Origin of the sequence: Enterobacter sp. PL1 (genome assembly GCF_945957325.1) — a bacterium.
Taxonomy (GTDB): domain Bacteria; phylum Pseudomonadota; class Gammaproteobacteria; order Enterobacterales; family Enterobacteriaceae; genus Enterobacter; species Enterobacter roggenkampii.
Genome location: NZ_CAMFKT010000030.1, coordinates 39,116 through 45,441 on the forward strand (window position 1 = coordinate 39,116; position 6,326 = coordinate 45,441).

A 6,326-nucleotide genomic window follows, 5' to 3' on the forward strand; every position below is an offset into this window, starting at 1 on the left:
CCAACATGTCTGAACAACAAGCACAGGGCGCTGACGCGGTAGTCGATCTTAACAACGAACTGAAAACCCGCCGCGAGAAGCTGGCAGCGCTGCGCGAGCAGGGCGTGCCGTTCCCGAACGATTTTCGTCGTGACCACACCTCAGACCAACTGCACGCTGACTTCGACGCGAAAGAGAACGAAGAGCTGGAAGCGCTGAACGTTGAAGTGGCCGTTGCGGGCCGCATGATGACCCGTCGTATCATGGGTAAAGCCTCCTTCGTGACCCTGCAGGACGTTGGCGGCCGCATTCAGCTGTACGTGTCCCGTGACGATCTGCCGGAAGGCATCTACAACGAGCAGTTCAAGAAGTGGGACCTGGGCGATATCCTGGGCGCGAAAGGTAAACTGTTCAAAACCAAAACCGGTGAACTGTCTATCCACTGCACCGAGCTGCGTCTGCTGACCAAAGCCCTGCGCCCGCTGCCGGACAAATTCCACGGCCTGCAGGATCAGGAAGCGCGCTACCGTCAGCGCTACCTGGATCTCATCTCTAACGATGAATCCCGCAAGACCTTCAAAATTCGCTCCCAGATCATGGCCGGTATCCGCCAGTTCATGGTGAACCGCGACTTTATGGAAGTGGAAACCCCGATGATGCAGGTGATCCCTGGCGGCGCGTCTGCGCGTCCGTTCATCACCCATCACAACGCCCTGGACCTGGACATGTACCTGCGTATCGCGCCGGAACTGTACCTGAAGCGTCTGGTGGTTGGTGGTTTTGATCGCGTGTTCGAGATCAACCGTAACTTCCGTAACGAAGGGATCTCCGTTCGTCATAACCCAGAGTTCACCATGATGGAACTCTATATGGCGTATGCGGATTACAAAGATCTGATCGAGCTGACCGAATCCCTGTTCCGTACGCTGGCACAGGATATTCTGGGCACCACGCAGGTCCCTTACGGTGAAGAAGTCTTCGACTTCGGCAAGCCGTTCGAAAAACTGACCATGCGCGAAGCGATCAAGAAGTACCGTCCGGAAACCAATATGGCCGATCTGGATAACTTCGATTCTGCGAAAGCGATCGCCGAAAGCATCGGTATCAAGGTTGAGAAGAGCTGGGGTCTGGGCCGTATCGTGACCGAGATCTTCGAAGAAGTGGCCGAATCGCATCTGATTCAGCCGACCTTCATTACCGAGTACCCGGCTGAAGTCTCTCCGCTGGCGCGTCGTAATGACCAGAACCCTGAAATCACTGACCGCTTCGAATTCTTCATCGGCGGCCGTGAAATCGGCAACGGCTTTAGCGAGCTGAACGATGCGGAAGACCAGGCTCAGCGCTTCCAGGATCAGGTTGACGCGAAGGCGGCAGGCGACGACGAAGCGATGTTCTTCGACGAAGACTACGTGACCGCGCTGGAGCACGGCCTGCCACCAACGGCGGGTCTGGGAATTGGCATCGACCGTATGGTGATGCTGTTTACCAACAGCCACACCATCCGTGACGTGATCCTGTTCCCGGCGATGCGCCCGGTGAAATAAGGCGTTAAGATGTAAAAAAAGCCCCGAAAGGGGCTTTTTTATTGCGCCGCGAAGGCTATGAGTTTTTCGCGGGCGGTCGTCGCTTCCATGACCATCCACGGGCTGAAGGCCCAGGGCGTCGCGTCCAGCGCGCGGAATAGCGCGTCCAGCTCAACCCACTGATAGTCCATCACTTCATCTTCGTTTATCGTCACGTCATTGGTGATTCGGGCGGCGAAGACCGGGCAAATTTCGTTTTCCACGATCCCGGATGGGTCGGTTTCCCGATAGCGAAATTCAGGGGCGACGGCGGTGATATCGGTCAGTTCTGCGCCCACTTCAAAGCGGCAGCGGCGGATTATCGCCTGGACTGTCTCTTCGCCCGACTGCGGGTGGCCGCACACGGAGTTGGTCCAGACGCCGGGCCAGGCTTTTTTGCTTAAGGCGCGTCGGGTGATCAGACATTCGCCTTTTGCGTTAAAAAGCCAGGAAGAGAACGCCAGATGCAGCGGGGTATGTAACGTGTGAGCGGCATATTTTTCCTGAGTGCCAATCACCATTCCCTGGTCGTTTACCAAAATAACGTGTTCTTGAATACTCATTGATGCTCCAGTGCCAAATTGCCGAGTGGTTCAGCACCATCAGCCGAAGCATTATACTGCATTCTTATACGAACGGTTTGGCTCGTAGAGCGGAAAAGGGCATGACCCCTGTTCGTTTTGGCTGTTATCATAGTGCGCCATTCACGCTGACCGAGGATCTGTTTTGTTTGCAGGAAGCCTGACGAGAAAACCCCTTACCGCTATTTTTTGCCTGACGCTGACGCTATTACTGGCGGGCTGTTCAGGGAGCAAATCTTCGGATACGGGGAGCTATTCCGGTTCGGTCTACACCGTCAAACGCGGGGACACCCTGTACCGGATTTCGCGCGCAACGGGAACCAGCGTGAAGGATCTGGCGCGTCTGAATAACCTTTCTCCGCCCTACACCATCGAGGTGGGGCAGCAGCTGAAGGTTAGCGGCGGATCGTCCTCCGGTAAAAAATCCTCTTCGAAAGGCAAAACCGCCAAAGTGACGCCGTCCTATCAGGTGCCGCAATCGTCATGGCCGCCGGTTGGACAGCGCTGCTGGATTTGGCCTGCCAGCGGTAAAGTGGTCGCCCCTTACTCACTCTCTGAAGGTGGCAACAAGGGTATTGATATCGCCGCTGCGCGCGGTACGCCGGTTTATGCCTCCGGAGCCGGGAAGGTGGTTTACGTGGGTAACCAGCTGCGCGGCTACGGTAACCTGATCATGATTAAGCATGGGGAAGACTACATCACGGCCTATGCGCACAACGACACGATGCTGGTCAACAACGGGCAGAACGTCAAAGCCGGGCAGAAGATTGCCACCATGGGCAGCACCGGTACGGATTCAGTAAAGCTGCATTTCCAGATCCGCTATAAGGCGACGGCCATCGATCCGCAGCGCTATCTTCCTGCGCCCGGCAGCAAACCGAAGTGCTAAGTGATTATTTAATCGCCGGTTAGTTGTGATGAGGCTTGTATGAAGGTGCGTAAGGTCTATAATGCCTTACGCACCTCAAAGCGGGCGTAGTTCAATGGTAGAACGAGAGCTTCCCAAGCTCTATACGAGGGTTCGATTCCCTTCGCCCGCTCCATGACACTTCTTGAAGTTCAATAAGTTACTGAATCCTTTGGGATATGGCTTAATGCCTCCTTACAGCGTTACTTACTGTAACCCACTGTGTAACCCTCTCAGGGCATACAGACATATGATTCAGCTATCAAGTAGTCACAAATTCCCAACCGTCTCCTATCTCTACCAGCGTAACGGCGTCTACTATTTCCGTCTTCGGGTCAGGCAACCAAACAATGATAGAATGACCTCAGTATCACTACGGACTAAGGACAGACGTACCGCTATGGCTCACTCTCGGCACATCAAGGCAGCACTCAAGGCAATACATGCAGACAACCCTAACGCAACCTATGAGGAAATGAGAGAGCACCTCAAGGACATCGCTGAATGGGAACTATCGACGGGCCGCTCTGACCTCTTCGAGCCTGACATGAGGGAAACATATAGCGGGCTTTATTCAGAACTCGGTGGGAACCTTGTTGATGCACTAGCCTGTGAACCCCTTAGCATTGACCAGCATCGTTACATTCACGAGGCTTTGGGAGTGCTTAAGGCCTGTATGAAGCGTATCGATGCGGGAGACAGTAAGCCACTCATAGATTATATCGATGGTTTTAGTTGTATTGATTGGCAAGATGACCAAGCCTCTGTGTCCTTATCTGTTAGTGCTCCAGAAGCAAAACCAGAAGTCACGCCCAGCGTCACCGTAGCGAGCCTCTTTGAGCAATACGAAGCGGAGAACGCTCAGAACTGGAAGCCAGCCACCTTAAGAGAAAACAAAGCGTCCCACGCAGCGTTAATCGAAATATTCGACTATCTGGGTCTCAATGCTGAAGCCAGTAGAGCAGACATGCTCAGAGTTCGTGATGTGCTCCAGCAGTTACCTAGGAACCGTAAGCAGCGCTTTAAGGATGCCCCACTTGCTGACCTGTTGAGCCGTGAAGATAAGACAGATTGTCTGGATGTCGTTACCATCAACAACAAGTATCTTATTAAGATGGCGGCTGTCTTTAAGTGGGCTATGCGCAATGACTTGATTAAAAAGAACATGACTGAAGGTCTGGAGCTTAAGGTCCCTCAGCGTAAAGCCTCAGAGGCCCGTAACGCCTTCTCTACGGAGCAGGTGGGGCAATTACTGGTCGCCGCTAAGGCATACTCTCAGAAGACCTCTGGTAAGCCCTATCACTATTACGTTACAGCTTTGGCTGCTATCACTGGGGCAAGGCTTAATGAGGTGGCTCAGCTTCAGGTCAAAGACATTAGGACCACTGAGTCTGGAGTTGTCTATATCCATATCAATGAAGACGATAACAGCCTGCAGGGTAAGAGCATCAAGAACGCTCACAGTGATCGCTGTGTGCCTTTGGTCGATGGTGCCTATGGTTTTGTATTGGCTGACTTTATGGCGCTTGTAGAGACCCGTAGAGGCTCTGGTGGTGATGACGCTATGGTATTTGATGGTTTGCGCTTAATGAAGAACGGTTACGGTGAGCAGGTGAGTAAATGGTTTAACCGTACGCTGTTACCCAAGGTTCTTACTGATCGTGAAGGCTTAGCGTTTCACTCGTTTAGACACACAGTTGCGACTCAATTAAAACAACATGGTGTTGAATTAGCGTATGCTCAGGCGATTATGGGGCATAGCTCAGGGTCTATTACCTATGACCGCTACGCTAAAGAGGTTGAGGTGGATAGGCTGGTTAGTGTGATGGTAGGTATTTATAAGGAGGTAAAATAAATGGCAGTTCCGTATGAACCAGCGGAGTTCAAGAAAGAAGCTTTTAACTGTCCGTACTGTCAGGCGTATGCTAAGCAAAAGTGGGACCAATTATATCCTTACTATGATGAAATGGCTTTCCCTATGCACGTGTCACAATGTGAGCGCTGTGAGGAGTACTCATATTGGTTTGAGGAGTCCCTCCTAATTCCTGCATCTGCGAATGTTGAAATGCCGAACCCAGATATGCCGGAGGACTGTAAGTCCGACTACATGGAGGCTAGAAGCATCGTCAATCTGTCTCCTAAAGGGGCCGCAGCGCTTCTCCGTCTGTGTCTTCAGAAGTTAATGGTCCACTTAGGCGAGCCGGGGAGCAACATTAACACTGACATAAAGTCTCTCGTGGAGAAAGGATTACCTCCTCGCATTCAACAAGCAGCAGACATCTGTCGTATCGTAGGGAATCAGGCGGTCCATCCTGGAGAGATTAACCTTGATGATGACCCACAGTTAACGCATGGCCTCTTTAAGCTGTTGAATATCATTGTCGATGACCGAATCACAAGACCAAAAGAAATCGAGGCGATGTTCCAGAGTATGCCTGAGGGGCCTAGACAGGGTATCGAAAAGCGAGACAAAAAGAGTGCTTAGGTATTAACGACTCACTATAGGAAGAGAGAAGACAAAAAGTTTTCTCTCTATGACAATTAACCGTAACTTATCGCATCCTTTCAGGGGCGGGATGGCCAATTACAGACACCAAGCGTTTATTTAAAGTGAATGCTTCCTGCGTGCTCTGGGTCAGTCGATAAGTGAATAGCCAATGATAGAAATCATATTTAATATGGTCTGCAGGGGCTAAACTTAAAGTGTTACTTAAAGACCTTAAAGTTATATTACTTGTTTACACAAGATAATAATAAGAGCTTAAAGGCTAACTTTAAGAGCACTTAGAGCTATCCCCTTTCATTAATCTTGTCATTGATGACTCTTGTAATAATCAGCAGTGTTACCATTAGACACTATTCATCTCAACCTCACAGATATTCTAAATGTTCATCCTCTGCCTCCTGGTCTTGAGGGCTCTAAGTTGGTCAGTAGGGGCGTTTCAGAGTACCTCAGTAGTCTGCAATACATTGCCCACAACTTGGTTTGAGCATAAAATATCCATACAATTTAAAGTGGGTATTGTGCATGGAATACGTGGCTTTTGGTGATGAGAGTGGTACGACAGGGAGTGACCGCTGTTATGGCATTGGTTTGCTGTGTGTGCGTAAAGACACTCTGCATATCTTCAATAATCGAGTCCAGAAGCTGAAGGACAAGTACGGCATTATTGGTGAGTTGAAATGGTCGAAGATAAAGAACAGTGCAGGGCAGGCAAATATCTGCATTGAGCTGGGCTTTGTTGAATAAATCGAACTTTTGCTGAGTTGAAGGATCAGATCACGCATCTTCCCGAC

5 protein-coding genes, 1 tRNA gene and 1 pseudogene are annotated in these 6,326 nt (G+C 50.9%); 6 read left to right on the forward strand and 1 reads right to left on the reverse strand.

Annotation, left to right across the window (positions count from 1 at the left end):
* Positions 1-5: 5 nt before the first annotated feature.
* On the forward strand, positions 6-1,523 hold the full coding sequence (lysS, locus tag N6P30_RS20965) for a lysine--tRNA ligase (RefSeq protein WP_023294505.1): 1,518 nt from the start codon (positions 6-8) through the stop codon (positions 1,521-1,523).
* 38 nt (positions 1,524-1,561) lie between these two features.
* Here the strand turns inward: lysS and idi are convergent, their stop codons facing one another.
* Complete coding sequence (idi, locus tag N6P30_RS20970; RefSeq protein ID WP_008499704.1) at positions 1,562-2,104, reverse strand: isopentenyl-diphosphate Delta-isomerase; 543 nt, start codon at positions 2,102-2,104, stop codon at positions 1,562-1,564.
* Positions 2,105-2,267: 163 nt separating this feature from the next.
* Here idi and actS point away from each other — a divergent pair, with 163 nt between their 5' ends.
* The 5 genes and pseudogenes from actS to N6P30_RS20995 all read left to right on the forward strand — a co-directional run.
* A complete protein-coding gene (actS, locus tag N6P30_RS20975; RefSeq protein ID WP_023294504.1) occupies positions 2,268-3,011 on the forward strand; it encodes an amidase activator ActS in 744 nt (247 codons plus the stop codon).
* An 80-nt stretch (positions 3,012-3,091) separates the two neighbouring features.
* Positions 3,092-3,165 (forward strand) — tRNA-Gly (locus tag N6P30_RS20980).
* Positions 3,166-3,279: 114 nt separating this feature from the next.
* Positions 3,280-4,884 carry a site-specific integrase gene (locus tag N6P30_RS20985; protein WP_071788919.1) on the forward strand — a complete coding sequence of 535 codons (1,605 nt, stop codon included), beginning with the start codon at positions 3,280-3,282 and terminating at the stop codon, positions 4,882-4,884.
* Positions 4,885-5,514, forward strand: a complete 630-nt coding sequence (locus tag N6P30_RS20990; RefSeq protein WP_023294502.1) for a DUF4145 domain-containing protein — start codon at positions 4,885-4,887, stop codon at positions 5,512-5,514.
* A 543-nt stretch (positions 5,515-6,057) separates the two neighbouring features.
* A pseudogene (locus tag N6P30_RS20995) lies at positions 6,058-6,264 on the forward strand (hypothetical protein); the annotation flags it as partial.
* Positions 6,265-6,326 lie beyond the last annotated feature (62 nt).

What these genes read in the sequence shown, in the direction of transcription:
- lysS (WP_023294505.1), top strand. Translation starts at nt 6, where the DNA reads ATGTCTGAACAACAAGCACAGGGCGCTGACGCGGTAGTCGATCTTAAC.
- idi (WP_008499704.1), bottom strand. Translation starts at nt 2,104, where the DNA reads ATGAGTATTCAAGAACACGTTATTTTGGTAAACGACCAGGGAATGGTG.
- N6P30_RS20985 (WP_071788919.1), top strand. Translation starts at nt 3,280, where the DNA reads ATGATTCAGCTATCAAGTAGTCACAAATTCCCAACCGTCTCCTATCTC.
- N6P30_RS20990 (WP_023294502.1), top strand. Translation starts at nt 4,885, where the DNA reads ATGGCAGTTCCGTATGAACCAGCGGAGTTCAAGAAAGAAGCTTTTAAC.